Origin of the sequence: Streptomyces luteireticuli, from assembly GCF_041519305.1 — a bacterium.
GTDB lineage: Bacteria > Actinomycetota > Actinomycetes > Streptomycetales > Streptomycetaceae > Streptomyces > Streptomyces luteireticuli.
Genome location: NZ_CP167927.1, coordinates 3,417,852 through 3,443,353, shown reverse-complemented (window position 1 = coordinate 3,443,353; position 25,502 = coordinate 3,417,852). Strand labels below are relative to the sequence as shown.

The following is a 25,502-nucleotide window of genomic DNA, read 5'->3' as shown; positions in this document are numbered from 1 at the left end:
GCGTACGGGATGTAGGAGGGGCGCTCCCTGCCCACCGTGCGCGGCGCGGTGGGCAGAGCTCCGGGACGCGCCCCTTACACCCCCGCCCCCACTCCCAGCAGTGCGGAGATCCGCTCCGCCCCCACCGGTCGCGAGTAGAACCACCCCTGCCCCGTGTCGCACCCGATCCGCCCCAGCCGTTCCGCCTGTTCCGCGCTCTCCACGCACTCCGCCGTGACCGTCAGCCCCAGCCGGTGGGCGAGTTGCACCAGTGCCTCGACGATCGTCTCGTCGGCCGGGTTCGGGTGGACGTCCGTACGGAAGCCGTGGACGAAGGATCCGTCCAACTTCAGCGTGGAGACGGGGAGTCTGCTCAGGTAGGCCAGGTTCGAATAGCCGGTCCCGAAGTCGTCGATGGCGATCGCGACGCCCATGTCGTTGAGCCGGCGCAGTTGTTGGAGGGGACGCCCCGCCGATCCCATCACCGCCGACTCCGTGAGCTCCAGTTGCAGGAGCCGCGCCGGCAGCCCCGTCCCGTCGAGGATCGCGGCCACGTCCGCGACCAGGTCGGAGTCCCAGACCTGGCGGACCGCGACGTTCACGCTCACCACGAGCGGTTCGTCCGGCCGGTCCAGCTGCCAGCGGCGCGCCTGGCGGCAGGCCGTCTCCAGGACCCAGCGGCCCAGCGGCACGATCGCGCCCGTCTCCTCGGCCAGCCCGATGAACCGATTCGGCGCCAGCGTCCCGAACTGCGGGTGGCGCCAGCGGACCAGCGCCTCGACCCCGCGCACGACCCCGTCGACCAGCCCCACCAGCGGCTGGTACTGCAGGACGAACTCGCCGCGCTCGACGGCCGGGCGCAGGGTGCTGGAGAGCGCCTGCCGGGTCATCCGGTGCGCGTTGCGCTCCGGGTCGAAGAGCGCCCAGCGCGCCTTCCCGTCCGCCTTGGCCCAGTACAGCGTGGTGTCCGCGGCTTGCATCAGCTCGGTCGCGTGCGTACCGGCCGCCGGGCGTTCGACGACGCCGATGCTGGCCGAGACGGACAGCCGCTGGCCGTCCACCTCGAACGGCCGCTGGACCGCGGCCTGGACGGCGGCCGCGAGCGCGACGAGCTGCTCGGTGCCGGCCGACTCCTCGACGAGCAGGGCGAATTCGTCGCCGCCGAGCCGGGCCACCAGATGGCCGCCCGCGGCCGCGCACTCCCGCAGCCGGCGCGCCACCGCGCACAGCAGCCGGTCCCCGGCCCGGTGGCCGAGGGTGTCGTTGACGGCCTTGAAGCCGTCGAGGTCCAGATAGCACAGCCCGATCCGGCCGCGGCCGTCCGCGGCGGCGAGCGCCGCCGCCAGCCGTTCGAAGAACAGGCTGCGGTTGGGCAGCCGGGTCACGGGGTCGTGCATCCGCAGATGCCGCAATCTGGCCCGTAGGTCGCGCCGTTCGCTGATGTCCGCCACCGACAGCAGGGCGTCGCGGCCGCCGGGCAGCGGGGTCATGGTCACCTCGGCCCAGATCGAGCGCCCGTCCGGACGGCGCAGCCGGCGCGTGCAGTTGAGGCGCGCCCGGCGGCCGAGCAGCACGTCCCGGTAGGCGTTCCAGGTCCGGGAGTCCTCGCGCAGCCCGGTGAACTCGGCCGCGGGACAGTCCTGGAGCCGGGCCGGGTCGGTGCCCAGCAGGGCGCCGAGGGCGTCGTTGGCGACGCGCACCAGACCGTCGGGGCCGACGACGGCCATGCCGAGGTGCGCGGCCCGGAAGGCAGCACGGAAATCGTCTGCGTTGACGTTACGTTGCGTGACGTTGCGTTCTGTGACGACGGGCACCGTCGCACCCGGCGCGCCGCCCTGGCCGTCGAGGGTTCCGCTCACCGCTCGCTCCCGCGTGGCAATCGTTCCGCACTGTCCGTGCGGCGTTCCGTTCCGGTGCAGTACCGCTGCAGTTCCGTAGGCGTGCTCGAAATGACGGCATTTGGCCGCCTGTCGGGGCATCCCGTACCGCGCATGATGGCGCCGGCAGGGCTCGTGCGGGGGCCGCTCCGGCGGCCGGACCCGGCCCGGGGCCGTGACCTCGGATCCGGCCGCTGCTCGACCGTTTCTGCACGCCCGTGGCCGCCGGTGGCCCGGGCCGTATGGGCGTGCTCCGTGATGGCATCTCGATTGACCGTCCGTGACTGAGGGTGATGTACCCAGAAGTCGGCCCCGTCACTCGACCGGAGGATCGGAACAGGGCATAAGCATATAAACCACCCGAGGCTGAATGCGGTGTCCCGATTCCGTCCCGGGAGGTCGACGTGGTGCGTCCGCAGACACCCACAGGGGTGGAACGGCCGCGTCTGCGCCGCCTGGGCGCGGTGCTGACCTCGCTGTGCGCCATCGCCGCGACGCTGGTGGCGGGCCCCGCCCAGGCGGCCGGCCCCGGCGGGCCCTGCGCGCTCCCGCGCAGCGAGGCCCACCACTCCGAGGGGATCGACAGCTGGAACTCCTCCTACCCGCGCGCCCTCGGCCGGCTGGACGCGGTCATGGTCTTCCTCTCCTTCCCGGACTCCCGGCCGGTCACCACCCCCGCCCAGTTGGCGGCCGACCACTTCCCCGGCACCGCGCGGTTCTTCGAGCGGGCTTCCTACGGGCGGTTCACCGTCCGCGCCCATCCGGTGAACCGCTGGTTCCGGATGCCCCGGCCCTCCACCGCCTACCGGATACAGCGCGACTGGGACGGCGAACTGCGCACCTCCTATCTGCGCGACGCCATCGCCGCGGCGCATGGCGGCGTGGACTTCGGCCGCTACGGCCTCGTCTACCTCGTCGCCGACCCCGACGCCCCCGGGGTGGACTCCGACGCGACCAAGGTCGTCAACCTCGACCGGCCGCTGGAGGTGGACGGAGCCGAGCTGCGCCGCGTCGTCACCGTCTTCGAGCACCACCCGCCGGACCGCAACGTCCTCGCCCACGAGACCGGCCATGTGCTGGACCTGCCCGACCTTTACCACCGGCCCTCCGAGGGCAAGGGCGACTGGGACACCCACGTCGGCGACTGGGACCTCATGGGCAGCCAGTTCGGGCTCGCCTCCGACCCCTTCGGCTGGCACAAGTGGAAGCTGGGCTGGCTCGACGCCCGGCAGGTGGACTGCGTCACCTCCCGGGGCAGCGGCCTGCACGCCCTGCTGCCGCTGGAGGCGCCGATGCGGGCGGGGCAGGAACAGCGGGCCCGGCTGCTGGTGGCCCGCACCGGGCGGGCCAGCGCGATCGTCGCCGAGGTGCGCGTCGCGTCCGGCAACGACGCCGCCACCTGCGCGGAAGGGGTGCTCGTCTACCGGGTGAACAGCGAGACGCCGTCCGGCGGCGGGCCCGTACAGGTGCTGGACGGGCATCCCGGCACCCAGGCGTGCCCGGGCGAGGCCGTCTACCCGCCGCTCGCGGACGCCCCGCTGGGCGTGGGCGAGTCCCTGACCGTGGAGCCGGACGGGGTGCGGGTGACGGTCCAGGGGCGGGCGCCGGGCGGGGCGTGGACGGTGCGGATGAGCAAGGAGTGAAGGAGGGGAAACAAGAAGGTCCTCCCACCGAAGTGAGAGGACCTTCTCTGTCTGTGCGCCGCCAGGGACTCGAACCCCGGACCCGCTGATTAAGAGTCAGCTGCTCTAACCAACTGAGCTAGCGGCGCCTGCTGACAGAGAAGACTCTAGCACCCTGATCCGGTGGAAAGAAAATCCGCATGTTTGAGACCGGAACGGGCGGTACGGACGCAGGACCAGAGCAGGATGTCGGGCCCCGGCAGCCAGGGACGGCGCACGTCGGGGGCGACCACCCAGCGGGAGGACGGCAGGACCGGCTCGGTCCCGTCGGGCGGCAGGGGCGCCGGGACGGTCACGGCGTCGCCCGTCCCCAGGCACAGCAGCGGTGGGACCGCGTCGCCCCACTCCTCCCAGCCCAGCAGCGCGGGCAGCCGCTGGGCCGTGCCCGGGGCGGCGAACAGCAGCAGCCGGCCGTGCTGCGCGGCCACCGGCCCGGAGCCGGGGCCCTGCGACCACAGCCGGTCGAGCATCCGGCGGCCGAACAGCGAGGGGACGCCGATCACGTCGAAGGCCGTGCCGCACGGGAGGACCAGCGGGGCGCGGGGGTTGTCCGTCCATAGGGCCAGCACGCTGCGGGGGAACGGGCTCGCGGAGGCGAGCCAGTCGGAGCCTGCGGGGGAGACCCGGACGGCGGGGTGCGGGGCGCGGGTGGGGCGCGGGGCGTACGGCCTGGTGTCCATGTCCCATGATCCGCACCAACGTGGCGGCGGGTGGCGGCAGTTGCGGGAATTCGGGACAGGGCGGGGAGGGGTGCGCTAGGTTGAGCCCGCATATGCCAACGGCCCATGAGTCGAGTCATGGGCCGTACGGGACCGGGGCGACGGGGCCGTCAGCTCCCCGCTCTGCTGCCGCGCAGCAGCTCCCGGCCGAATTCCACCATCTTCCTGGTGTAGTCCTCGCTCCACTCGGCCTGCTCGGCGATGGCGGCCGTGGGCAGCCGGTCGAACCGCCGGGGGTCGGCGAGCTGGGCCGCGGCCACGGCCTGGAACTCGACCGCGCGGTCGGCCGCGGCGCGGAAGGCGAGCGCCAGCTCGGTCGAGCGGGCCAGCAGTTCGCGCGGGTCCTCGATCGATTCGAGGTCGAAGAAGTGCTCGGCCTCCGCGACGGACTCCGGCGGCTCGAAGAGCAGCGGCGCGGGCTTCAGACGGCGCGGGGCGGGGGCACCACCGTCGCTGCCGCCGGGGCCGGGAGCCTGTTTCGGCTCGCACTCGCACATGTACATACCTCCAGGATCGTCTGCACCGCCCTCCATTGTCGCGCCGGGCGCAAGGGGGCCGGGGGCTGTTCAGCCCGTCCGGCGTTTGAGGACGGGGGTGCCTCTCCGGGGGAGCCCGGAGGGCGCTTCGGGGGGGCCAGGGGGCGGAGCCCCCGGTGGGGTGCGGGGGCGAAGCCCCGCCACCGCGCGGAGCGCGGCGGGGTGACGCAGGGGCGCAGCCCCTGCGGGAAACGGCGAAATGGGGGTGCCTCCTCTGGGGGAGGGTCGGGGGCAAACCCCCTCACGAGCGCCAACGCACCCGATGCTCCGCCAAATGCGCCAGCACCGCATGATTCGCCTCCCACCCGTCCGGAAACCGCACCGCCACCCCCAACCGCACCGGCTCCGTCGACGGATGCTCGTCCAGCAGGCGGTCCACCCCCGCCCGGCACACCACCACGCACGCGTGCCGGTGCCGGGAGGCCAGGACGCAGAGGCGGCCCGTCTCCAGGTGGAAGGCGGTCGCGTCCGGGCGGCCGGACAGCGGGTGGAGCACCACCGTGACGTCGAACTCCCGGCCCTGCAGCCGGTTCGCCGTGTCCACCGTGACCCCGGAGACGCCCTGCCCGGCGAGCGCCGCGCGGACGGCCGCGGCCTGGTCGCGGTGGGCGGTGCCGACGGCGATCCGGCCGGCGGTCAGCGGCACCGGCTCCTCCGGGAAGCTGGTGACGGCCCCGCCCCGGTCGAGCATCCGGCGCACGACCAGCGCCACCGCCGCCACCGCCTCCGGATCCGTCCGCGGCGTGAGGCGCTCGGGCAGCTCCAGCAGGCCCCATCCGGACGCGGCCGCCTCGTCCAGCACCCGGTCCACCGCCGAGCCGTCCGGACGGACGCCGAAGGCCAGCAGCCGGTCGCCGGGGCCGGTGCCGCTGCGGAAGCGCGTATAGGGGTAGAACGCGTCGGAGACCAGCCGCGCCGCGGAGGCCGGGAGCCGCCAGGAGACGGGCAGCCGGTGCTGCGGGAGCCCGGGGTTGTGGGCGAGGAGCGTGCTGACGGCGCTGGCCGACGGGTCGTACGACAGGCCCGCCCACTGCGCCGCCCCGTCGGCGCCCACGACGCTGAAGGGGTCCAGCTGCCCGGGGTCGCCCACGAACAGCGCCCGCTCGAAGAGCCCCGCCACGGCCAGCAGCGCGTCCGACCGCATCTGGTACGCCTCGTCGACGATCGCGTGCCCCCACGGCGCGTCCACCCTGGTGTGCGCCCACTTGGCGGCGGTGGAGACGACGACGGGCAGCCCGGCCAGCCCGTCGGCCTTCGTCGAGGTCACCACCTGGTCCAGGGCGTCCAGCGCCGGGTCGTACGGCTGCGGGTCGCTGCTGTGCAGCCGGCCGACGGGCAGCTCGCCGTCGGCCGCGGCCAGCCGCAGCACCAGGTCGTCCACCTGGGCGTTGGTCTGGGCGACGACCATCAGCGGCCGGCCGGCCCGGGCCAGCTCCCGGGCGGCGCGCACGACCAGCGTCGACTTGCCGGCGCCGGGCGGCGAGTCGACGACGACGCCCCGGTGCTCCCCGCCGAGGGTGTCGCGCAGGATGGCCTCCGTCGCGGCGGCGGCCGCGGCGGACGGGTCGAAGGCGTCGGAACGCGGCGCGGGCACCGCCGCCTCGTGGTGCACGGCTTTCACAGCAGGTCCTCCGGGGTCACCGGGTCGGGCTCGTCGGCCGGGGAGCCCGGCGGACCGCCGTGGGTCCACGGCGTCCGCTCGGGGTCGGGCAGCTCGGGGCCGCCCCGGGGCGTGTGGTCGAACAGGGTCCAGCAGACGCGGTCGCCGGGCCCGGGCACCGACCCCGGGTCGGGGACCTTGCCGCGGCCCATGCCCGTCACCAGCCGGAGGACCGGACCGTCCGGACCGGGGGCCACGAACTCGGCCGACTGCGTCCGGCCGTCCGCCAGCGCCCGGTGCACCCGCGCGCCCTCCTCCAGCAGCGGCACGTCCTCCGTCCGGACCGTGACCAGCGGCCGCGGCCGGGGGACCTTCGCCTCCGAGAACTCCATGACCACGTCGGCGACCTCGCCGGCGAACGCCTCGCCGGACAGCCGCCGTCCGGCCATCACCAGCGGGTCGTCCAGCGCCTCCCGCGCGTCCAGCCGGGCCTGCGCCGTCTCGCGCGCCGCCAGCTTGCGGGCGGCGGCGACCGCGTCGTCCCGCCGGGGCTGCGGGGGCTCGCCGGCGCGCACCCGGTCGCGGTGGCCGGTGTACGACCAGCGGTCGCGCTTCCAGCGCTCGGCGGCCCCGGCCGCCTCCGGGAGCTCCCGCAGCAGGTCGACGCCCCGCCACATCGCGTCCCAGGTGGGGCGCAGCTGGGACGCCAGGAGCGAGCGGAGCTCCGCGTCGGCGCGGCGGAGGGCGTCGTGGCCGCGGCTGCCCTCCTGGAAACCGGCCGCAGCGAGGACGGCGGCCCGCGCGGCGTCGTAGCGGGCGACGGCCGGGGCCAGCCGCCTGTTGTCGAAGGCGGGGTCCGTGGCGGGGCCGGCGGGCGGGTGGACGAGCAGGCCCTCGGCGTCGCGCGTCAGCTCGGCGGCCAGGGCCGCGGCGGCCCCGTCCGTCCCGGCCGGCGGGTCGATCCAGGAGAGGAGGGCGCCCAGGTGCTGGTCCTCCAGCCGGCTCTGGCCGGTGGCCCAGTGCCGGCCGAGCAGCTCCGTCATGGACAGCAGCAGGGCCGCGCCGGGGACGCGGGCGCGCTCCCCGTAGTGCGTGAGCCAGCGGCCGAGCAGCGGGACGCGCGGCGGGGCGGGCCAGGCGGCCTCCGGGTCCTGCTCGGCGGTGCGCCGGAAGCGCATGGACCGGCCGAGCAGCCGGACGTACTCGACGCCGGCCGGGCTCGGCACCAGCAGCTGAGGGGCGTCGGCGCACAGCTCGGCCTCGACGGTCGTGCGCCGGCCGGTCTCGGGGTCGGTCTCCTTGCGCTCCTCGGGGACGGTGTCGTCGGCGTACTCCTCGATGTACGGGAGGACGACCTCGGCGAGCTCCGCCAGGAACGCGAACCGCAGGGCGCGGTCGCGCGGCTGGGCCACCGTCAGCAGCCGGGGCGCCGCCCGGTCGGTGCCGACGAGGGCGCCGAGCGGGGCGCCGGTCTCGCCGGCGGTGGTCAGCGGGACGAGGACCAGGGGCCGGGCGGACAGATGGCGGTGGCGGACGGTGGCGACGGGCTGGGCGCGGCCGGTGCGGACGGCCTCCAGCCGGGCGAGGGTGTCGATCAGCGACATGGCGCCACCAGGGCCTCGGCGCGCAGGGCGGCGGCACGGCGCAGGGCGGTGACGGCGGGGTCGTCGGTCTCCGCGGTGCCCCGGCTCGCGGCCAGTGCCCCGTCCACCGTGGACAGCCCGCCCAGCCCGGAGCGGACGGCGCGGCCCAGATGCCGCACGTCACCGGCCTCGCGGGCCCGGGCCCGGCAGTGGAAGGCCAGCTCGCAGGAGGCCAGGCACTCCGGCGCGTAGGCGGCGCCGACCGCCTCGACGGCGGCGGCCAGCCCGTCCGCCGGCCGCGCCGGGTCGAAGCAGGCCCCGGCCGGGAGGGTGGCGGCGATCTCCTCGATCCGGGTGAGCCGGTCCAGCTGGCGGCGGGTGGTGGCGCGCTGCTTGCGCAGGTCGAGGAGGGCGGCGGCGGGGAGGTTGGAGAAGTTCTCGGGACAGACGAGCAGGGCCCGGTGGCGCACCCGGCCGCCGGGCGGGGGGTCGGGCAGCCGCCCGGCCAGGGCCTCCAGGGCGAGCAGATAGACGGCGGCCTGCCGGGCGGCGGCCCCGGTCTTGGCGGCGTCCGCCGCGCCGTCGATCAGGGCGAAGGACTTGATCTCCACCACGGTCCAGCTGCCGTCGGGGTGGACGACGACCGCGTCCGGCTCCAGGTGGGCGGGGGCGCCGGCGACGGTCAGCGCCAGCATGGGGTGGTCGAGCACCGCCCAGCGGCCGGCGGCGGAGGCCTCGCGCAGGGCCAGCGCGGTGCGTGCCGTACGGCCCTCGGGGCCGGTGGCGGTCAGGTCGGGGGCGTCGACGGAGCCCGGCTCGGGCGGCGGCCCCTCGCCCAGCTCCCGGTGGAGCAGCCGGACCAGCTCCGCGCCGCCGTCGGCCTTGACCCGGGCCTCGAAGGCGTTGCCGCGGGCGAAGGCGAACTGGGACCGGCCGAAGGCGGCGGGGGCGCCGAGCGCCTCGGCCAGCGCGCCCTTGTCGACCCCGGCGCCGTCCAGCAGGGCCCGGCGGCGGCAGCCGGGGTTGGCGGCCAGGGCCGCCAGGGCGCGGGCGTCGAGCGGCCGCGGCGCGACGCCGGGGCCGCGCAGCTCAGCGAGCCGCTGCCGCAGCGCCGTCGGTGCCCCGGGCGGTCTGCCGGGGGATGTCGGCCGGGTTTTCCGGAGCGAAGAGGTCACGGGCGTCCGCCTCGGGCTGTGTCTCCGACGCTGCCGTGCGCGACAGCGCAGTACGTGCCGAAGTCTCGCATCCGCCACCGACATTCGCGGGGGCCCCGGGGGTTTCTCCCGCTGCCGCGCCGTCGGGGATCCGGTCCGTGGCGGGCCGGCCTGTGGCGGCCCGGTCCTCGGCGGTCCGGGCGAACCGGGCGCGGATCCGCCCGGCGAGCCGCAGCGCGGGCTTGGTGAGCAGCAGGCCGGCGCCCATGACGGCGGTGCCGGCGACGGCGTCCAGGAAGTAGTGGTTGGCGGTGCCCATCACCACCAGGGTGATCGCGAGCGGGTACGCGACGCCGGCGACCTTGGTCCAGGCGCTGCGGCCGTACCGCCAGAGGACGGCGCCGCACCACAGGGCCCAGCCGACGTGCAGGCTGGGCATGGCCGCGTACTGGTTGGTGAGCCCGCCGAGCCCGCGCGGGGCGCTCGCGTCGCCGCCCCACCAGCCGTACGAGGAGTACTGCCGCATCGTGTCGGTGAAGCCGTACACGTCGTCCAGCAGCCGGGGCGGACAGGTGGGCAGCAGGGTGAAGCCGATGAGGCCGATGAGGGTCGAGATCATCAGCCAGGTCCGGACCTTGCGGTAGTGCTCGGAGCGGCGCCGGAAGATCCAGATCAGGACGGCCGGGGTGAGGACGTAGTGCAGGGACGCGTACGCGAAGTCGGCGGGGACGCCGAGGATGGCGTGGTCCGTGAACAGCCGGTTGAGCGGGTGCTCGAAATTTATTCGAAATCGCTTTTCGAGGTCGAGTATGGACAGACCGTGATCGACCGCCGTTGACACGTCCCCCCGCACGAGCAGACGACCCGCCGAGTACACCGCGTAGACGACGGCGATCAGCGGCAGTTCGGTCCACCAGCGCGGCCGCTTACCGAGTGGTGCGGTGCGGTACATCCGGACGCTCTCCATGTGTTCAGGCGGCCAACAAGCGCGCATGCAACCGTACGGTGTACGCCACATGCGGCGCACACCGCCCCGTGGCTTCACGGAAACGTCCGGGTCGCTCCCGGTTCGCCTCGCGTGCGAGGGGCATGGGCACAAAGACGCCTGTCCGAGGGCCTGGGTTGCCCGGGAGGGCCGGGATGCTTGTGGCGCGAGTGAGTGATGATGGATCCAGTCATCGCTCCGCATTTGTGGCAGAAGTCACCGAGATTTCCGAAGGGGACCTCCCCATGGCACCGCGCATCCTGCTGGCCCGGCACGGACAGACCGAGTGGTCACTGTCCGGCAAGCACACCGGCCGCACGGACATCCCGCTCCTCGACGAGGGCCGGCGCGGCGCGAAGCTCCTCGGCGAGCGGCTGCACCGCGCCCCCTGGGACGCGCTGCCCGGCGTCGAGGTCCGCACCAGCCCCCTCGTCCGCGCCAAGGAGACCTGCGAACTCGCCGGCTTCGGCGAGCGGGCGGCCGACTGGGACGCGCTGATGGAGTTCGACTACGGCGACTACGAGGGCATGACCCCCGCCGAGATCAAGGCACAGCGCCCCGGCTGGCTGATCTGGCGCGACGGCGTCCCCGGCGGCGAGACCCTGGCCCAGGTCGGGGCACGGGCCGACGAGGTCGTCACCTGGGCCCGCTCGGCCGACCGCGACGTCCTGGTCTTCGCCCACGGCCACATCCTGCGCGTGATCGCCGCCCGCTGGCTCGGCTACGACGTCGCCTTCGCGGCGCGCGTCCGTCTGGAGCCGACGTCGCTTTCGGTGCTGGGGTGGGCGTATGGGGAGCCGGCGATCGAGCGGTGGAACGATACGGGGCATTTGGGGTAGGGGGTTGCTCCCCGCCCCGCCCTAATCCGTTTTCGCAGGGGGCTGCGCCCCTGCGGGACCCCGCTGGCGCGCTGCCGCGCGCGGAGGCCGGGCCCGCGCTTCGCGCGGGTGGGCGGGGCTTCGCCCCTGCGCCCCACCGGGGGCTACGCCCCCTGGACCCCGCTCGGGTTGCGCCCGTTGGGCCCTGACCGGGGCTGCGCCCCTGGCCCCCCCGAAGCGCCCTGCGGGCTCCCCCAGAGGGGGCACCCCCAGTCCTCAAGCGCCGGACGGGCTGAAGTGTGCGCCCGGGCTGATTTCCGCGCCCGGGCCGGATTTCAAGCGTGAGATTTCAGGCGGGGGCGCGCCATCCAGCCTGTCCGGCGTTTGAGGACGAGCGGCGGAGCCGCGACAAACGGGGTCCGGGGCGGAGCCCCGGAAGCAGGGGGCAGGGGGCGCAGCCCCGCCCACCGCGCGGCAGCGCGGTGCCGGGCCGAGGGGGCGGAGCCCCCGGAAGAAACGGTGAAAGGGCGGGCCGGGGGCAGACCCCCCCTACGCCGACGCCCGCAGCCGCTGATGCCGCGTCAGAAACGACGCAACAAAAGAATCCCCCCCATGCGGACGAAGGCTCCGCACAGTAGACCCGAGCATCCCCCGAATCCGAGTCGACTGCACCTGCCCCAGCAACTCCAGAACCCGCCCCCCGGCGGCGGCAGCCGCCTCCGGCGCCCCGCCCTGCGCCAGGTCGTCCGCCAACTGCGCCGTGTACAGCGCGATGTTCCGCGCGAAGTGCGGATCCGCCAGCGCCACGGCCCGCTCCCCGTGCGCCACCGCCCGCGCCCGGTCGCCGAGCGCGGACCAGCACTGTGCCTCCAGCCCCTCCAGCTCCGCCTCGCCGAAGAACGTCATCCACTCGGGATCCGCGTCGCTCACGCCCCGGTCGAAGAGCGACCGCGCCCGCAGCAGCGCCGCCTCGCACGCCGCGCGGTCGTCGAGCCGGGACCAGCCGCCGGCCTCGCGGAGGGACAGCAGGGACATCAGCCGTGCCGAGCCGAGTCGGCGGCCCGCCTGCTGGGCGGCCTGCGCGGCCCGTACGGCCTCCCGCGGCCGCCCCGCGTCCCGCGCCAGGAACGCGGTGTTGCAGAACGCGTGTGCCTCCAGCGCCGGATCCCCCGCGAGCCGCGCCGTCGCGAGCGCCTCCGCGTAGTGCGAGCGCGCGTCCGAGAACCGCCCCGAGTCGTGCGCCAGCCAGCCGACCGAGATCGCCAGTTCGCCCGCGCCGGTGTGCAGCCGGTCGGCGACCGACCGCCGCCGCGTCTCCGCGTCGAGCAGGTCGTAGGCCGCCCGCAGGGGCCGGGCCGCGCGCCGGTAGAGCGCGTCGGCGCCGTGCCGGTCGTCGAGCAGCCGGATGCGCCGGACGGCCTGCTCCACCGCGGCGGCCTCCGCCTCGCCGGCGTGCCGCCGGGGCCGGGCGTCGGCGACGCCCGCCAGGGACACGGCGGCCACCGCGGCCGTGCCGCCCGTCATGAACGCGCGACGCAACACGTCGCTCTCCTCGTCGCTGGTGCCGTCGGCGCCGGAGGTGCGGCCGTCGGCGGGGCTCTCGATGTGTGCAGACGGCGCACCGTCTCTCTTGTGCGCCCCCCGTCCCCGTACGGCCGCCCTGGGCAGGAAGCCCATGTCCGCGGGTTCCCGGCCGGGGAACATATGCCGGAAGACTCGCTCGTAGGCGTAGTTGGGGCAGCGGATCTCGCCGGACTCGACGCGCCCGATGTAGCGCGCGTCGCAGGAGACCTGCTCGCCGATCTCCCGTGCCGCCCGGCGTACCAGGGCCGCGAACTCCCCGGGTGAACGCTGCCCGCGCAGCGTGCGGAAGGCCGTGTTGGGTCGGGGTGGACGAGGTGACGGGGACGCGTGGGGCGACGCCATGGCCTGGCCCTCTCCTGGCGACTGCCGCCCCGCCGGGTGCCGGGGCGGACGGTGGTGCTGCCGTGCGGCGGAGACGACCGTACCGGCTATGGGGAATCCAGTACGTCCGGTTTGCCTACAAAACGGATATCCCACTCGCCATCCGCCATGAACTGCCATCCTTTGTGACGGCGTGGCGCCGTAGCCGTTGACGGGGCAGGGGAGTTGAACCGTATGAGCGAGCGCTCGCCGACGGGGGACGATGCGGCGGCGACAGGTGCAGCGAAACGTGCGGAGGAGGCGTTTCCCTTGGCGGAAGCCGGAGTGAACATCGTCGGCCCACGGCCGGTGGCGGCCCTTCACCAGCCGCGTCCCGACCAGCCGCGGCACGGACACGGCCCCGTCCCGCGCCCGTCCCGGGCGGCGTCGGGCGAGAGCACCCCCTGCGACCTGGTGACCGTGCCCGCCCGGCAGGGCCTGGAGGCGGTGGACATCCTCCGGCTGCGCGACGGCGTCGGTCCCGTGCTGCACGACGGGGACTGCCACACCCTCGGCTTCCTCGTCCCGGCCGGCACCGCCGCGGCCTGGGACCTGCCCGGCAGCGCCTGCACCCAGGCGTACGGCCGGGGCGCCCGCGCCGGCCGGCACGAGACCCCTGTCACGGGCACGGGCTGGCTGGTCGCCCCGGAGGCCGCCTTCTCCGAGGCCACCGATCCGGTCGTGCTCCGGGCGGCGCTCGGCGAGGCGGCCCGCACGATCGAGGCCGTCGACCGCTGCCGCTGAGGCGGCGCTCCGTGCGCCGATGATTTCTGTGCGGCGATAATTTCCGTGTGGCACGAGGAAAGCAGAGGTCAGGGCGCGGGCGCGCCGCGGAGCCGGTCACCGCGCAGGTGGCGGGCGGGGTGGCGGAGCTGGAGCCGGACCCCGACCGGCCGCGCGGCCGGACGCTGCTGATCGACCGGGCGCCCCAGTCCCATGTCGACCTCGACGACCCGACCCACCTGGAGTTCTCCTACCAGCGCCGGCTCGGCCACATCGCGGACCTGGTCGCTCCGCCCGGGAAGCCGGTCCAGGTGCTCCATCTCGGCGGGGGCGCGTTTACCCTGGCCCGCTATGTCGGCGCCACCCGGCCGCGGTCGGTCCAGCAGGTCGTCGAGATCGACGCGCCGCTCGTCGAGTTCGTACGCCGTGAGCTGCCGCTCGATCCCGCCTGGCGGATCAGGGTGCGCGGCGGGGACGCCCGGGCGGTCCTGGCCAGGACGCCCGACGACTGGGCGGACCTGATCATCGCCGACGTCTTCTCCGGCGCCCGGACGCCGGCCCATCTGACCAGCGTCGAATTCGCCGGCGAGGTGCGGCGGGTGCTCCGGCCCGGCGGCTTCTACGCGGCCAATCTCGCGGACGGCCCCCCGCTCGCCCATGTGAAGGCCCAGATCGCCACCGTGCGGACGGTCTTCCCGGAGCTCTGCCTGACGGCCGACCCGGCGGTGCTGCGGGGGAAGCGGTTCGGCAATGCGGTGCTCCTCGCCGCGGACCGCCCGCTGCCGGTCGCCGAACTGACCCGCCGCTGCGCGACGGACCCGCACCAGGGACGCGTCCAACACGGCCGCGAACTGGACGACTTCACGGGCGGGGCGGCTGTGGTGACGGACGCGGACGCGCGCCCTTCACCGGAGCCGCCGCCGTCGGTGTTCCACTGACGGACGGCCCCCGCCCCGGCCCCGCCATCGGCAGCCGCCCCGTCCGCACCACATCCCGGTACCACCGCGCACTCGACTTCGGTGTACGCGCCAGCGTCCCGTAGTCCACGTACACGATCCCGAACCGCTTGCTGTACCCGTACGCCCACTCGAAGTTGTCCAGCAGCGACCACACGAAATACCCCCACACATCCGCCCCGTCCCCCAACGCCCGCAGCACCGCGTCCAGATGGCCGCGCAGATAGGCGACGCGCTCGGGGTCGTGCACCGCTCCCTGCCCGTCCGGCCTGTCGTCGTACGCCGCCCCGTTCTCCGACACGGCGAGCGGCAGCCCGGGCGCCTCGCGCGCGAAGCGCATCAACAGCTCGTACAGACCGGACGGATCGACGGTCCAGTCCATCGCCGTCCGGGCGCCCGGCGGTTGGTGGAACGCGACGCCCTGCGCCCCCGGATAGGCGGAAGGCCCAGGTGAGGGGCGGTTGTCAGTGGCGGCTGATACCACTGACGGCGTGTAGTAGTTGATGCCCAGCCAGTCGAGGGGGTGCTTGATGACGTCCAGATCGCCGTCGCGCACGAACGACCAGTCGGTGATCCCGGCCGTGTCCGTGAGCAGGTCGTCGGGGTACGCGCCGCGCAGCATGGGCCCCGTGAAGATACGGGTGGACAGCGCGTCGATGCGCCGCCGCGCGTCCGCGTCGGCCGCCGAAGGAGTCAGCGCCCGCACGTCGTTGGGGTTGAGGACGACGGAGATACGCGCCGACCGGGGCAGGACGGCCCGCAGCGCCTGTGCCCCCAGCCCGTGCGCCAGATTGAGGTGGTGGGCCGCGCGCAGGGCGTCCGCGTCGTCGGTGCGCCCGGGGGCGTGCACCCCGGCCGCGTAGCCCAGGAAGGCGCTGCACCAGGGCTCGTTGAGGGTGGTCCAGGAGCCGACGCGGTCGCCCAGCGCCTCCCCGACCAGGTGCGCGTAGTCGGCGAAGCGCTGCGCCGTCCCGCGCCCGGGCCAGCCGCCGGCCGACTCCAGCTCCTGGGGGAGGTCCCAGTGGTAGAGGGTCAGTACGGGCCGGATGCCGTGGGCGAGGAGGTCGTCGACGAGCCGCCGGTAGAAGTCGAGGCCGCGCTGCGATGCGGGGCCCCGCCCGGTCGGCTGGACGCGCGGCCAGGAGACGGAGAAGCGGTAGGCGCCGAGGCCGAGTCCGGACATCAGCCGGACGTCCTCGCGGAACCGGTGGTAGTGGTCGGTCGCGATCTCACCGGTGTCGCCGCCCTGCACCTTGCCGGGGGTCCGGCAGAAGGTGTCCCAGATGGAAGGGGTGCGGTCGCCGACGTGCGCCGCTCCCTCCACCTGGTAGGCGGCGGTGGCGGCGCCCCAGACGAAGCCGGGCGGGAAGGAGGTCAGGGGCATGGGAGCACTCCATGGACGAGGGGAGGGCCGAGTGACAGGAGAGGCACGGCGGTCAGCCCTTGACCGCGCCGCGCATGATGCCGCCCACGATGTGGCGGCCGAAGAGGGCGAGCACGAGCAGCAGGGGCAGCGTCCCCAGCAGCGCCCCCGCCATGACGACGGCCTGGTCGGGCACGTAGCCGCGCCCGAGCCCGGTGAGCGCGACCTGCACGGTGGGGTTGTCCTGGGTCAGCGCGATCACCGGCCAGAAGAAGTCGTTCCACGCCTGGACGAAGGAGAGCATCCCCAGCACGGCCATCGCCGGCCGGGCCACCGGCAGCACCACGTGCCGCACGATCCGCAGGCTGCTCGCCCCGTCCGTCCGGGCGGCCTCGATCAGCTCGGTGGGCAGCGCCTCCGCCAGGTACTGCCGCATGAAGAAGACGCCGAACGCGCTGACCAGCGTGGGCAGGACGACGGTCTGCAGCCGGTCGGTCCACCCCAGCCGGGCCATGGTCATGAAGAGGGGGACGACGGAGAGCTGCGGGGGCACCATCATCGTGCCGATCACCGCCGCCAGCAGGACGTTCCTGAACCGGAAGCGCAGCTTGGCGAAGGCGAAGCCGGCGACGGTGCAGAAGAGCACGGTGCCCAGTGCGACGCTCCCGGCCACCAGCACGGTGTTCAGCACCGCGAGCCCCAGCCGGGCCTCGCCCCAGGCGATGCCCAGATTGCGGACGAGGTGCGGGCCGAACCAGAGGGGCGGCGGGGTGTGCGCCAGCCGGGTGTTGTCGCGCGAGGCGGCGACGGCCGTCCACAGCAGGGGCAGCAGCGAGCCCGCGGTGAAGAGCCCCAGTACCGCGTAGGTGGCGGGCCCGGCGTGCAGCTGCCGTCCGGCCGCCCGTCCCCGCCTGCCTTTCCGCACGCCTCCTCGTGTGCCCATGGCGGCTCCTCACCCGTCCTCGCGCAGCCGGCGGGCGACGAGCCCGCCGGCCCCGGCGACCAGCAGCAGGATCACGAACATGGTCCAGGCCACCGCCGAGGCGCGCCCCAAGTGGAAGCTGAACCAGCCCTGTTCGTACAGATACAGCCCCAGGGTCTGGAACTGGTGCGAGGCCCCGCCCTTCTGCCCGCCCGCCCCGCCGAACAGCAGCGGTTCGCCGAAGAGCTGGGTCGCCCCGATCGTGGAGACGACGACGGTGAAGAGGATCGTCGGCCGCAGCGCCGGCACGGTCACATGCCGGAACTGCGCGAGGCGCGACGCCCCGTCCAGCGCCGCCGACTCGTACAGCTCATCCGGCACCGCCTGCATGGCGGCCAGGTAGATCAGCGCGTTGTAGCCCGTCCACCGCCAGATCACGATCGACGAGACGGCGGCCCGCGCCGCCCAGGTGCCGTTCTGCCAGTCCACCGGCCCGGCCCCGGCCAGCCCCAGCGCCCAGTTGACCATGCCGTAGTCCCGCCCGTAGAGGAGGACGAAGACCAGCGTGGCCGCGGCGATCGAGGTGGCGTAGGGGGCGAGCAGCGCGACCCGCCAGAAGGTCGCGGCGCGCAGCCGGTGGTGCAGCAGGTGCGCCAGCCCCAGGGCCATCAGCAGCTGGGGCACGGTCGACAGGGCGCCGATGACCGCGGTGTTGCCCAGGGCGTTCCAGAAGAACGCGTCGTCCAGCAGCCGCAGATAGTTGTGCAGTCCGGCCCATCGGGCCCGGCCGGGGGCGGTGAGCTCCATCCGGTGCAGCGAGGCCCAGCCGGTCCACAGGAGGGGGAAGATCCCGAATGCCGCGAAGAAGAGGAAGAACGGGGCCACGAAGGCGTAGGGGCTGTAGCGCACGTCCCAGCGGTAGCGGCGGCTGCGCCGGGCGGTGCGCCGGTCCGCCGTGCCGGGGCGCTCCCCGGGTCCGGGGTCCGCGGGGCCGGGCGGGAGTTCCGTCGTCGCGGGCGCGGCCGTCATTCGTCCACCGCGTTCTCGATCTCCTGCTGCGTCGCCGCCCAGGCCGCCGCCGGCGCCCGGCCCTGCTGTTCGACCTGGGGGATGCCGACGTCGGTGAACGCGGTCCCGATCTGCTGCTCCCGGTCCCCGGTCACCAGGGTGGGGGCCCGCCGGGCCGCCGCGGCGAAGATCTCCGCGACGGGGGCGTCGCCGAAGTAGGCGTTGCGGGCGCCCCGGAGCTGCGGCATGGCGTACGAGGCGGGGGTGGAGGGGAAGCTGGCCTGCCGCTCGAAGAGCCGGGCCTGCTGCTCGGGCGCGGTCAGCCAGGCGGCGAGGGCCACGGCGGCGGCCCGGTGCCGGGCCGCCCTGGGCACGGTGAGGAAGGAGCCGCCCCAGCTGGCGGGCCGGGGCGCGGCGGCCACGTCCCAGAGGCCGCGGCCCGCGTCGCCGGCCTTCTCCTTGATGTAGCCGAGCATCCACGGCGGGCAGGCGACGGCGGCGAAGCGCCCATTGGCGTACGCCTGGTCCCAGGGCTTCTCGAACTGCTTGAGCCGCGCGGTCAGCCCCTCGCGGGCCGCCTGCACGGCGAGGTCCCAGGCGGCGCGGACGGCCGGTCCGCCGGTGTACAGCGGCCGTCCGGCGCGGTCGTAGTAGCGCTCGGGGTAGCCGTGGATGGCGGCGTTGTAGATCCCGGCGGCCGAGTCGGTGAAGACGGTGCCCTCGGGGGCGTGGTCCCGGTAGGCCCGGCCGACGGCGAGGTACTTCCGCCAGTCGCCGGCCCAGAGCCGGCCGACGGCCGCCCGTTCGGTGGGCAGCCCGGCGCGCCGGAAGAGGTCCTTGCGGTAGCAGACAGCGATCGGCCCGATGTCCGTGCCGAGTCCGACGGTCCTGCCGTCGGGGGCGGTGGCCTGGGCCCACTTCCACGGGAGCCAGGTGCCCGCGCGCACGCCGGGCGCGCGGGACAGGTCGGTGAGCCGGTCGCCCAGGTCCCGCGCCAGGTCGTGGACGTTGCCGACCTCGACGGCCTGGACGTCGGCCAGTCCGCCGCCGGTCACCAGGTGGGTGAGGAACTGGGGGTAGTAGGTGTCGTTGCGCTCGATCACGCTTTCCCTGATCCGGATGTCCGGGTGCAGCCGCTCGTACTCGGCGTAGAGCCCGGCCTGTTTGAAGCCGAAGACCCCGAAGGTGCCCACCGAGAGCGTGGTCCGCCCGTCGTCCCCCTCAGCGGAGCAGCCGGTGAGCGCCCCGGCGGCGAGCGCGACGGTGAGTACGGCGGCGAGCACGGCGGCAGCGGCGCGGGCCGCCGCCCTCCGGCGCGGCCGCCGGCCGTGCGCGCTGCTGTGCATGGCGTCCTCCAGGTGCCCGGGCACATCGCTCCGGCCAATCGCCCGTCACATATGTGGCGTTGGGTTGCATACCGGGCGGAGCCGGGCATGAGGGGGTGCGGCGCGGGCCGTTCCGGATCTGTGCGGGAAACTCTGCCGGAACCTGGCGGAGTGTCAAGGACGCACTGCGTGACGGCGGCGGGGCGCCCGGAGGCGCGGCCCGGAGCGTCGGGGTGCGCGGAGGGGGAGAGGGCGGGCACAACGCCGAGGGCCCGGTCTGCTTCCGCAGACCGGGCCCTCGGGTCGATCAGGGTGAGTAACGGGACTCGAACCCGCGACATCCTGGACCACAACCAGGTGCTCTACCAGCTGAGCTATACCCACCACGTCCGGCGTTTGTTTCCGTGTTTCCCACCGGCCGAGAAAAAGTGTACAGGGTCCGGAGGGGTGCTCGCTCCCGGCTTTCGCCGAACCGGGAGCGAGCTACGTCACTAACCCTGAACAGGCAGGACGTGCTTCGCCGCGATCCCCTTCGCCGTGTCGGAGTCCGGGCCGGGCTGCGGGACGAAGATCGCCTCCCGGTAGTAGCGGAGCTCGGCGATCGACTCACGGATGTCGGCGAGCGCCCGGTGGTTGCCGCTCTTCTTCGGGCTGGCGAAGTACGCCCTCGGGTACCAGCGGCGGGACAGCTCCTTCACCGACGAGACGTCGACGATGCGGTAGTGCATGTGCGCCTCCAGCTCCGGCATGTCCCGCAGGAGGAAACCGCGGTCGGTGCTGACCGAGTTTCCGCACAGCGGGGCCTTGCCCGGCTCCGGGACGTACTCGCGGATGTACGCCAGGACCTGCCGCTCCGCTTCCTCGAGCGTCGTCCCGCCGTCCAGCTCGGCGAGCAGCCCGGAGGCCGTGTGCATCTGGCGCACCACCTCGGGCATGGTGGTGAGGGCCTCGGCGGGCGGGCGGACGACGATGTCCACACCGTCGCCGAGGATGTTCAGCTCCGAGTCGGTGACCAGGGCGGCCACCTCGATGAGCGCGTCGGACGACAGCGAGAGCCCGGTCATCTCGCAGTCGATCCACACCATGCGATCGTTCATGGAACTCACCCTACGGGGCGTTCCCGCTGGCCGGGCAGGTGAGGGCTGTAGAGATCGGATTCCGGTTTGCCCGGTTCCACGGCGCTCGGCCCGTGGCCGATGCCGTGGCCGACCGGTACCCCGTGCCCGGTGTGTCCACCGTGCCCGTGGTGCCGGTCACCGCCGAGCGGTGCGCCGGTGACGGCGTGCGCGGCGGCCAGGGCGCTCCGTCTCATGCCCATGACCGCTGCCTCCCCGGACCGGGGCTCGACCGGCTCCGCCCCCGGGAAGCGCTCGCCCCGCTCCGTACGGTCCGCCCGCTCGGGCCGGTCCGGCCGGCCGTCGGGCCCGCCCTGCGGCCGCCGTGCCCGGTAGGCCGCCCGGTAGGCGGCCGGGGAGGACCCCAGTTGCCGGCGGAAGTGGCCGCGCAGGGCGACGGGCGAACGGAAACCGCAGCGCCCGGCGACCTCGTCCACGGAGTAGTCGGAGGTCTCCAGCAGCCGCTGGGCCTGGAGCACCCGCTGGGTGATCAGCCACTGGAGCGGTGCGCTGCCGGTGAGCGAGCGGAATCTGCGGTCGAAGGTGCGCCGGCTCATATAGGCGCGGGCGGCCAGGGTCTCCACGTCGAACTGCTCGTGGAGGTGCTCCAGTGCCCAGGCGACGACCTCGGCGAGCGGGTCGGCGCCGATCTCCTCGGGTAAAGAACGGTCGAGGTAGCGCTCCTGCCCGCCGCTGCGGCGCGGGGGCACGACGAGCCGGCGGGCCAGGGCCCCCGCCGCGTCGGCGCCGTGGTCGGTGCGGACGATGTGCAGGCACAGGTCGATGCCCGCGGCGGTGCCCGCCGAGGTCAGGACGTCACCGTCGTCCACGAAGAGCTCCCTGGGGTCCACATGGACCGAGGGGTAGCGCTTGGCGAGCGTCGGCGCGTACATCCAATGGGTCGTGGCGGGTCTGCCGTCGAGCAGTCCCGCGGCTGCCAGTACGAAGGCACCGGTGCACAGCCCGACGATGCGGGCTCCCTCCTCGTGGGCCCGGCGCAGTGCGTCGAGGGCGGCCGGTGGCGGTGGCTGGGTGATGGACCGCCAGGCCGGTACGACGACGGTGCCGGCCCTGGAGAGGGCCTCCAGGCCGTACGGGGCGGTCAGTTCCAGACCGCCGGTTGTTCGCAATGGCACATCTTCGCCTGCGCAGACCAGCAGGCGGTAGCGGGGAACTCCGGCGTCCTGCCGGTCGATCCCGAATACGGAGAGCGGAATGGAGCTTTCGAAGATCGGGCCGCCGCTGAACAGCAATACGGCAACGATCTCCCGGCGGCGGCGTCCGGAGAGCTTGCGCACGGTCTCCGGTACGGTCGTGGAGTCCTGGCTCATGGCGCTAAGCCCCCCTCGGCGGTCGAGTCCTCTCGGTCCTGCACGTTTCCCCTCGGTCCTGAACGGTTCCCCCGCCGGTCATGGCCAAGATCGAATCTACTGTGTCGGATGTAGTCGCGGTGACCAGTTCACCACCCGGCTCTATGTCGACATGACAACTTGGCGCGAAGCGTTCGATCACGAAGCGTTGCACTTGCAGGCCCCGGTGAAAAGTACGCCTCTCGCCACTGCCCAATCCCCGTAGGGTGCAACCGCCCTCAGCGGTCCTTTCCTTGCTGGTCGCCCGGCTGTTGGGGGCTGGTCAGGCCAAGCGAGGGCCTTCGGCCTGAAGTTGGCCGAAAACATACGGGTGTCGTCGTACAAAAAATCAGTCGAGGGGCGTACTGGTGCCCGCGTGCCGGGAGCCGCGGTGCGTACCGCTCCCCGTACGGCCGTGCCGGCCCCGGTGCGGGACGGACTGTTCGGCGGGCCCGCCCGCGAGCCGTCCGGTGCGGACGGCGCGCCCGGCCGCGCGCTCGGACCGGCGCAGCAGGGCCCGGCAGGCGCAGGTGACCGCCACCAGGCCGGCCGCGCTGCCCGCGGCGCCGCCGAGGGACTGACCGCACATCAGCAGCACAACGGGCACCAGGGCGCAGCTGAACGCCGCCCAGCGGACCACGTCGCTCACCGGATCGGGCGATTCCCTCTCGGTGTCGTCGTCGTGGGCGTCATCACGGGTTCCGGGCACGGAGCGGCTCCCTGGCGGCGGCTGCTGGCGGTAGTACAACGCCGGCCGGGCGTGTGGGTCACTGGGGGAGTGGGCAGGGGTAGGGGCCAAGGGGGCATTGCGCTCCGGGCGGCCCTCGTGCATGCTCCGGGGAACGCTCACCCGTCAGCCGTCACGCCCGTCGAGGGGGACACCGAGTGCCGAGCACCGTCCGCCGGGGATCCGCCGGGTCCGGGGGCCGTCCGGCGTCGGCCGGCTCCTTCCGGCCGCCGGGGACGACCGGACCCTGGGCGCCCGTCGTGCCGGGCCTTACCCTGGGGGGTAAGTCCTTGAAAAGATGAATCCCGGACGGATTTTTGTCGCCGTTCTGACGCCACCCGCCCCGGTGCGGCACACGGCGCGACCCGCAAGCCAGCCCACCGATCGCCCCTCCGTACGAGGACTCCCTTCGCCGAGACACCGATGGCCGGTCACGAATTCTCCGAACCCGCGGACCGCAAGCGGATCGCCGATCAGACGGCGCTTCCCGAAGCGGCGGAAGAAACACGTCATTCCTGCGATCCGGCGTTCCAGCACGGTGTCGTGGTGGGCTTCGACGGCTCCACGTCGAGCGAGCGAGCGCTTGCGTATGCAATCGGCATGGCCCGGCGCTCCGGCTCGGGGCTGATCATCGTTCATGTGGCCAACCGGCTGCCGACGACCGTCTGGGCGGGCTGTGAGCCGCCGGTCTTCGTGGACGTCCCGGACCACCGCACCGAGGTGCTGGGGCTGGAGCTGGCCTGTGCCGACCACCTCTCCGAGGTGCCCTGGATCCTCGTCGAGCGCGGTGGCGACATCTGCCACGAACTGGAAGAGGTCGGGCGCGAGTACGCGGCCGACGCGATCGTGGTCGGCTCCACCCATGGCATCGTCGGCCGGATCTTCGGCTCGGTCGCGGGGCGGCTGGCGCGCCGGGCGCAGCGGCCCGTCGTCGTCATCCCGTAGCAGGGACGTTTCCCACGCGGTATCAACTGCCGCCGCCCGTAAGGGCGGTGCGGCGGTCCGGGGCCGATGCCCCGTGCAATCTACTCATGCGTAGGAGTGCATGGCGCCTCTCCCCCGGGTACTACACCGGCAGACCCTGCTGCCGGGCGGGAGGTGACGGTTCCCGTGACCGGTGGCATCACCGCCGGCGTGAGGGTGACGCCGGCACCGGAGAGGCGGTCTCCCCGCGCGTTCGGTGGCACGCGCGGGGAGATCCGTCCCTTCGGACTCGGCCCGAGGACAGGTCGGGCCGAGGGCTCGCGGCGGGTCGGGGAGCCGAGGACTACTCGACCGTCACGGACTTCGCGAGGTTGCGCGGCTTGTCGATGTCGCGGCCCATCGCCTTGGCGGTGTAGTAGGCGAACAGCTGGAGCGGGATGCCCATCAGGATCGGGTCCAGCTCGTCCTCGTTCTTCGGCACGACGATGGTGTGGTCGGCCTTCTCCTGCTCCTGGTGCGCGACGGCGAGGATGCGGCCGCTGCGGGCCTTGATCTCCTCGAGCGCGGCGCGGTTCTTCTCCAGCAGGTCGTCGTCCGGGACGATCGCCACGGTCGGCATCGCGGGCTCGATCAGCGCCAGGGGGCCGTGCTTGAGCTCGGAGGCCGGGTAGGCCTCGGCGTGGATGTACGAGACCTCCTTGAGCTTCAGCGAGGCCTCGCGGGCCACCGGGTAGCCCCGGACGCGGCCGATGAACATCATCGACTTGGCGTCCGCGTACTCCTTGGACAGCTTCTCGATCTGCTCCTCGCCCGCGAGGATCTCCTCGATCTGCGCGGGCAGCTTGCGCAGGCCCTCGATGATCCGCTTGCCGTCGGCGACCGACAGGTCCCGGGTGCGGCCGAGGTGCAGGGCGAGCAGGCCGAAGGAGACCACCATGTTGGTGAAGCACTTGGTGGAGACGACACAGACCTCGGGGCCGGCGTGGACGTAGATGCCGCCGTCGGTCTCCCGGGCGATCGCGGAGCCGACCACGTTCACCAGGCCCAGGACGCGGGCGCCCTTGCGCTTGAGCTCCTGGACGGCGGCCAGCACGTCGTAGGTCTCGCCGGACTGCGACACCGCGATGTAGAGGGTGTCGGGGTCCACGACCGGGTTGCGGTAGCGGAACTCGGAGGCGGGCTCGGCGTCGGCGGGGATCCGGGCCAGCTCCTCGATCATCTGGGCGCCGATCTGGCCGGCGTGGTACGAGGTGCCGCAGCCCAGGATCTTCACCCGGCGCACCGCGCGGGCGTCACGGGCGTCCAGGTTGAGGCCGCCCAGGTGCACGGTGGAGAAGCGGTCGTCGATGCGGCCGCGCAGGGCGCGGTCCACGGCGTCGGCCTGCTCGTGGATCTCCTTGTGCATGTACGTGTCGTGGCCGCCCATGTCGTACGACTCGGCCTCCCACTCCACGGTGGTCGGCTGGGACGAGGTGGAGGAGCCCTCGGTGGTGTACGTGCGGTAGTCGTCGGCCTTCAGCGTGGCCATCTCGCCGTCGTCCAGGGTCACGACCTGGCGGGTGTGGCTGACCAGGGCGGCGACGTCGGAGGAGACGAACATCTCCTTCTCACCGATGCCCAGCACGACCGGGGAGCCGTTGCGGGCGACGACGATGCGGTCCGGGAAGTCGGCGTGCAGTACGGCGATGCCGTAGGTGCCCTCGATGTGCCGGAGGGCCTCGCGGACCTTCTCCTCCAGGGTGGCGGCCTGGGAGCGGCCGATGAGGTGGGCGAGGACCTCGGTGTCGGTGTCGGAGACGAAGGCGATGCCCTCGGCCGTCAGCCGGGCGCGCAGCTCGGAGGCGTTGTCGATGATGCCGTTGTGGACGACCGCGACGGTCTCGGCGCCGTCCATGTGCGGGTGCGCGTTGATGTCGTTGGGCGCGCCGTGGGTGGCCCAGCGGGTGTGGGCGATGCCGGTGGTGCCGTTGAAGCGCTTGGGGAGGCGGGACTCCAGCTCGCGGACGCGGCCCTTGGCCTTCGCGGTCTTCAGACCGCCGGTCTTGCCGCTCGCGTGCAGGGCGATGCCGGCGGAGTCGTAACCGCGGTACTCCAGGCGCTGGAGCCCTTCCAGCAGCAGCGGGGCGACATCGCGCTTGCCGATGTAACCGACGATTCCACACATGGTGATGTGCCTCCCGTACAGAAAGTTCATGGATGCCCGGTGGCGGCAG

Annotated in this window: 21 protein-coding genes and 2 tRNA genes; 5 read left to right on the top strand and 18 right to left on the bottom strand. The window is 73.8% G+C overall.

What is annotated here, in order from left to right; all coding sequences use genetic code 11:
* Positions 1–74 precede the first annotated feature (74 nt).
* The gene (locus AB8735_RS15125; protein WP_372407848.1) at positions 75–1,838 is read right to left on the bottom strand and encodes a putative bifunctional diguanylate cyclase/phosphodiesterase; all 1,764 of its coding nucleotides are present in this window, start codon (positions 1,836–1,838) and stop codon (positions 75–77) included.
* Between the two features lie 422 nt (positions 1,839–2,260).
* On the opposite strand from AB8735_RS15125, the gene AB8735_RS15120 reads away from it, so the two are divergent.
* Positions 2,261–3,499, top strand: a complete 1,239-nt coding sequence (locus tag AB8735_RS15120; RefSeq protein WP_372407846.1) for a M6 family metalloprotease domain-containing protein — start codon at positions 2,261–2,263, stop codon at positions 3,497–3,499.
* Positions 3,500–3,553: 54 nt separating this feature from the next.
* Here the strand turns inward: AB8735_RS15120 and AB8735_RS15115 are convergent.
* From AB8735_RS15115 to AB8735_RS15085, 7 genes are all read right to left on the bottom strand, one after another.
* Positions 3,554–3,627 (bottom strand) — tRNA-Lys (locus AB8735_RS15115).
* Between the two features lie 18 nt (positions 3,628–3,645).
* A complete protein-coding gene (locus tag AB8735_RS15110; RefSeq protein ID WP_372407843.1) occupies positions 3,646–4,218 on the bottom strand; it encodes a bifunctional DNA primase/polymerase in 573 nt (190 codons plus the stop codon).
* Positions 4,219–4,367: 149 nt separating this feature from the next.
* A complete protein-coding gene (locus AB8735_RS15105; protein WP_372411851.1) occupies positions 4,368–4,754 on the bottom strand; it encodes a hypothetical protein in 387 nt (128 codons plus the stop codon).
* A gap of 280 nt (positions 4,755–5,034) precedes the next feature.
* The gene (locus tag AB8735_RS15100; protein ID WP_372407840.1) at positions 5,035–6,414 is read right to left on the bottom strand and encodes an AAA domain-containing protein; all 1,380 of its coding nucleotides are present in this window, start codon (positions 6,412–6,414) and stop codon (positions 5,035–5,037) included.
* On the bottom strand, positions 6,411–7,997 hold the full coding sequence (locus AB8735_RS15095) for a hypothetical protein (protein ID WP_372407838.1): 1,587 nt from the start codon (positions 7,995–7,997) through the stop codon (positions 6,411–6,413). Before AB8735_RS15095 ends, AB8735_RS15100 begins: the two co-directional genes overlap by 4 nt.
* Complete coding sequence (locus AB8735_RS15090; protein WP_372407837.1) at positions 7,988–9,151, bottom strand: hypothetical protein; 1,164 nt, start codon at positions 9,149–9,151, stop codon at positions 7,988–7,990. The genes AB8735_RS15095 and AB8735_RS15090 overlap by 10 nt, the downstream gene beginning before the upstream one ends.
* Complete coding sequence (locus tag AB8735_RS15085) at positions 9,066–10,097, bottom strand: phosphatase PAP2 family protein (protein WP_372407835.1); 1,032 nt, start codon at positions 10,095–10,097, stop codon at positions 9,066–9,068. The genes AB8735_RS15090 and AB8735_RS15085 overlap by 86 nt, the downstream gene beginning before the upstream one ends.
* Positions 10,098–10,360: 263 nt before the next feature.
* Here AB8735_RS15085 and AB8735_RS15080 point away from each other — a divergent pair, with 263 nt between their 5' ends.
* Positions 10,361–10,954, top strand: coding sequence for a histidine phosphatase family protein (locus AB8735_RS15080; RefSeq protein WP_372407832.1), 594 nt, complete (start codon positions 10,361–10,363; stop codon positions 10,952–10,954).
* A gap of 528 nt (positions 10,955–11,482) precedes the next feature.
* Here AB8735_RS15080 and AB8735_RS15075 read toward each other — a convergent pair.
* The gene (locus AB8735_RS15075; RefSeq protein WP_372407831.1) at positions 11,483–12,859 is read right to left on the bottom strand and encodes a tetratricopeptide repeat protein; all 1,377 of its coding nucleotides are present in this window, start codon (positions 12,857–12,859) and stop codon (positions 11,483–11,485) included.
* Positions 12,860–13,147: 288 nt separating this feature from the next.
* On the opposite strand from AB8735_RS15075, the gene AB8735_RS15070 reads away from it, so the two are divergent.
* Both AB8735_RS15070 and AB8735_RS15065 read left to right on the top strand, forming a co-directional pair.
* The gene (locus tag AB8735_RS15070; RefSeq protein ID WP_344030199.1) at positions 13,148–13,621 is read left to right on the top strand and encodes a hypothetical protein; all 474 of its coding nucleotides are present in this window, start codon (positions 13,148–13,150) and stop codon (positions 13,619–13,621) included.
* Between the two features lie 47 nt (positions 13,622–13,668).
* Positions 13,669–14,538, top strand: a complete 870-nt coding sequence (locus tag AB8735_RS15065) for a spermidine synthase (protein WP_372407829.1) — start codon at positions 13,669–13,671, stop codon at positions 14,536–14,538.
* Here the strand turns inward: AB8735_RS15065 and AB8735_RS15060 are convergent.
* The 8 genes from AB8735_RS15060 to AB8735_RS15025 form a co-directional block, all read right to left on the bottom strand.
* Positions 14,462–15,940: a GH1 family beta-glucosidase gene (locus AB8735_RS15060; protein ID WP_372407827.1), complete on the bottom strand. Its 1,479-nt coding sequence runs from the start codon at positions 15,938–15,940 to the stop codon at positions 14,462–14,464. The two genes, AB8735_RS15065 and AB8735_RS15060, sit on opposite strands and share 77 nt — an antisense overlap.
* Positions 15,941–15,992: 52 nt before the next feature.
* Positions 15,993–16,862 (bottom strand): carbohydrate ABC transporter permease, encoded by an 870-nt coding sequence (locus AB8735_RS15055; RefSeq protein WP_344030189.1) that lies wholly within the window; start codon positions 16,860–16,862, stop codon positions 15,993–15,995.
* Positions 16,863–16,871: 9 nt separating this feature from the next.
* On the bottom strand, positions 16,872–17,870 hold the full coding sequence (locus AB8735_RS15050; protein ID WP_372407826.1) for a carbohydrate ABC transporter permease: 999 nt from the start codon (positions 17,868–17,870) through the stop codon (positions 16,872–16,874).
* Complete coding sequence (locus AB8735_RS15045) at positions 17,867–19,195, bottom strand: ABC transporter substrate-binding protein (protein WP_372407824.1); 1,329 nt, start codon at positions 19,193–19,195, stop codon at positions 17,867–17,869. The genes AB8735_RS15050 and AB8735_RS15045 overlap by 4 nt, the downstream gene beginning before the upstream one ends.
* Before the next feature lie 290 nt (positions 19,196–19,485).
* A tRNA-His gene (locus AB8735_RS15040) sits at positions 19,486–19,558 on the bottom strand.
* 107 nt (positions 19,559–19,665) lie between these two features.
* Complete coding sequence (gene orn, locus AB8735_RS15035) at positions 19,666–20,271, bottom strand: oligoribonuclease (RefSeq protein WP_344030180.1); 606 nt, start codon at positions 20,269–20,271, stop codon at positions 19,666–19,668.
* Positions 20,272–20,276: 5 nt separating this feature from the next.
* On the bottom strand, positions 20,277–21,620 hold the full coding sequence (locus tag AB8735_RS15030) for a GlxA family transcriptional regulator (RefSeq protein WP_372407822.1): 1,344 nt from the start codon (positions 21,618–21,620) through the stop codon (positions 20,277–20,279).
* 367 nt (positions 21,621–21,987) lie between these two features.
* A complete protein-coding gene (locus tag AB8735_RS15025) occupies positions 21,988–22,347 on the bottom strand; it encodes a hypothetical protein (RefSeq protein WP_344030174.1) in 360 nt (119 codons plus the stop codon).
* Between the two features lie 441 nt (positions 22,348–22,788).
* On the opposite strand from AB8735_RS15025, the gene AB8735_RS15020 reads away from it, so the two are divergent.
* Complete coding sequence (locus tag AB8735_RS15020) at positions 22,789–23,310, top strand: universal stress protein (RefSeq protein WP_344030171.1); 522 nt, start codon at positions 22,789–22,791, stop codon at positions 23,308–23,310.
* A 322-nt stretch (positions 23,311–23,632) separates the two neighbouring features.
* Here AB8735_RS15020 and glmS read toward each other — a convergent pair whose 3' ends face one another.
* A complete protein-coding gene (gene glmS / locus AB8735_RS15015) occupies positions 23,633–25,453 on the bottom strand; it encodes a glutamine--fructose-6-phosphate transaminase (isomerizing) (RefSeq protein WP_344030168.1) in 1,821 nt (606 codons plus the stop codon).
* Positions 25,454–25,502: the final 49 nt, after the last annotated feature.